Raw genomic sequence first — 2478 nt, 5'->3', positions numbered from 1 at the left:
GGTCAAATCGAAGAACGTCCGCCCGCCGGTCGGCACAGGAAAAATCCGCCTGGTCTGCATCGGCGAGAACGGCTCGGTCGACAGCCAGCCCTGTGGCGGCACGCATGTGAAGTCGACCGGCGAGGTCGGCGAGATCCATATCGGCAAGATCGAGAAAAAGGGCCGCGAGAACCGGCGCTTCCGCATCCGCTTCGGCCCGATGCCGGCGAATTGAGGCGGGCCATGGAGAACAAAATGGCGCAGGACAGTCCCTTCATCGTCGATGCCGACTGGCTGGAGAAGCAGCTTGGCGAGCCCGGCCTCAGCATCATCGACGCCTCCTGGTATCTGCCGGCGCAAAAGCGAGACGCCCGCGCCGAATACGATGCGGCGCACATTCCCGGTGCGCGCTTCCTCGACCAGGATGCGGTTTCCGATCCGGATTCCAAATTGCCGCACACTTTGGCTTCGCCGCAGCACTTTGCCCAATATGTCGGCGCCATGGGCGTTACGGCCGATGACACCATCGTCATCTATGACGGGCCTGGCCTGTTCTCGGCGCCGCGCGCCTGGTGGATGTTCCGCGTCATGGGCGTTTTCCAGGTCTATATTCTGAACGGTGGCTTCGACCGCTGGAAGGCCGAGGGGCGGCCCGTGACGTCCGAGCCGACCAAGATCGCGCCGAGCGTCTTCCATGCCGATTTCGATGCCGGCCGGGTTGTCGGCCTCGACGAAATGCGCAGGATCGTCGAGGGCCGCCAGAGCCAGATCGCCGATGCGCGCTCGGCCGGCCGTTTTGCCGGAACCGATCCGGAGCCGCGCCCTGGCGTCCGTTCGGGCCATATGCCGGGCGCGCATAATGTCCCGATCACGGCGCTTGCCGAGAATGGCGAGCTGCTGCCCAAGGACCGCTTGCGCAAGGTGATCGAGGATGCCGGCATCGATTTGTCGAAACCGGTCGTCACCTCCTGCGGCTCGGGCATCACGGCGGCGGCGATCACGCTGGCGCTGGAGACGCTCGGCCATACCGACAACCGGCTTTACGACGGTTCGTGGACGGAATGGGGCAGTCTCAGCGATACGCCGGTGGCGACGGGGAAAGAGTGATGGAAAACGGCGCGCCGCAAGCTATCGATGTCACGGTCACGTTCCTGGAGATGCACGCCGCACCCGCGGTTTCGCCGCCAATCCCCTATAACCGGCAGATCGCGCTGCTGAAGACCAAGGACATCCCGCTCCATTTCTACCGCTATTTGATAGATCGCGTCGGGCGCAAATGGCACTGGGTCAATGTGCTGAGGATGAGCGACGAGGAGCTTGCCGCCGGCCTGCACCGCGAGGACCGCGACGTCAGGGTGCTCTATCTCGACGGCGCTCCAGCCGGCTTCTTCGACCTAAAGCCGCATCTTCCGGACGAAGTGGAGCTCGCCTATTTCGGCATGATGGAACATGCGCATGGCCAGGGCCTCGGCCGCTGGTTCCTCGGCGCGGCGATCTCGGCGGCCTGGGCATATGGGCCAAGGTTCGTCTCCGTGCAGACCTGCACGCTCGACCATCCGGCGGCTCTGCCGCTTTACCAGAAACTCGGCTTCACGCCTGTGGCGCAGAAGAAGGAAGTCGTACACCCGCTGACCTTCGCCGAGCGCTCGGCCAGCGTTATGCGAGGCTAAGCCGTACCCTGGAATTGCCTCGCGCCTGAACGCTCCGTTCATCGCCGCTTCAGACTGTCTTTGCCATTGTCCGGCCGCATTACGAGGCCGAGCTTCTGGGAGAAAAGACATGTTGACCCGACGTATGTTTGCCTTCGCCGCGATTGCGGCAATTGCCATGCCGAGCCTGGCATTCGCACAGGCGACCACGCCTTCGGCCGCGACCATCGAGCGGCAGCTCGACGCCGCGCCCAGGAAGAAGCTGCGCCTGAACGAGCGGGTCACCATTCGCGAGTTCAAGCGCCGGCCGGATCTGCGGCGCATGGCGCCTTCGATCGACATCCAGTCGATCAATTTCGAGTTCGGCTCGGCCGCTATCGCCCCCTCGCAATATGGCAAGGTCGAGATCATCGCCGACGCGCTCCATCGCATGCTGCGCCGCGACCGTGGCGCCCGCATTCTGATCGAAGGCCACACCGATGCTCTCGGCTCCTTCGAGTCGAACCAGGTCCTGTCCGAGCGCCGTGCCGCCTCTCTGAAGCGGACCCTGGTAGGCGAGTTCGGCGTGCCCTCGTTCGCGTTGGAAACCGTCGGCTATGGCGAGGAATTTCTGCTCGTGCCGACCCAGCAGGAGAACTGGCGCAACCGCCGCGTGACGCTGCGCCGCTTCGACGATTTCGTGCGGTAACGCTCAGGCCGGCAATGCCGACAAGTCGAGAGCCCGGCTGTGCAAAGCAGCCGGGCTCTTCATGTGCGCGCCGCTGGAGCAATTCCAGGAAAAGTGTGAGCGGTTTTCCGTCCGGAATTGCGTCAAAACAAAGGGATAGAGCGGTTCGCCCTTCCGTGAAAC

Annotated in this window: 3 protein-coding genes and 1 pseudogene; all 4 read left to right on the top strand. The window is 63.8% G+C overall.

The annotated features are described in order from the left end of the window. Window positions 1–214, top strand: a pseudogene (locus EOA23_RS33755) (alanyl-tRNA editing protein); the annotation flags it as partial. A gap of 20 nt (window positions 215–234) precedes the next feature. After that, a complete protein-coding gene (sseA, locus tag EOA23_RS33750) occupies window positions 235–1086 on the top strand; it encodes a 3-mercaptopyruvate sulfurtransferase (protein WP_127307237.1) in 852 nt (283 codons plus the stop codon). Beyond that, window positions 1086–1649, top strand: a complete 564-nt coding sequence (locus tag EOA23_RS33745; RefSeq protein ID WP_126061008.1) for a GNAT family N-acetyltransferase — start codon at window positions 1086–1088, stop codon at window positions 1647–1649. The genes sseA and EOA23_RS33745 overlap by 1 nt, the downstream gene beginning before the upstream one ends. Window positions 1650–1758: 109 nt before the next feature. Further along, a complete protein-coding gene (locus EOA23_RS33740) occupies window positions 1759–2316 on the top strand; it encodes an OmpA family protein (RefSeq protein ID WP_127307236.1) in 558 nt (185 codons plus the stop codon). The last annotated feature ends 162 nt before the right edge of the window (window positions 2317–2478 follow it).

It is taken from the genome of Mesorhizobium sp. M2A.F.Ca.ET.042.01.1.1 (assembly GCF_003997405.1).
Taxonomy (GTDB): domain Bacteria; phylum Pseudomonadota; class Alphaproteobacteria; order Rhizobiales; family Rhizobiaceae; genus Mesorhizobium.
Note: the sequence above shows the minus strand (reverse complement) of the source record. Positions and strands in the feature narration are given on the sequence as shown.

What these genes read in the sequence shown, in the direction of transcription:
- EOA23_RS33745 (WP_126061008.1), top strand. Translation starts at nt 1,086, where the DNA reads ATGGAAAACGGCGCGCCGCAAGCTATCGATGTCACGGTCACGTTCCTG.
- EOA23_RS33740 (WP_127307236.1), top strand. Translation starts at nt 1,759, where the DNA reads ATGTTGACCCGACGTATGTTTGCCTTCGCCGCGATTGCGGCAATTGCC.
- sseA (WP_127307237.1), top strand. Translation starts at nt 235, where the DNA reads ATGGCGCAGGACAGTCCCTTCATCGTCGATGCCGACTGGCTGGAGAAG.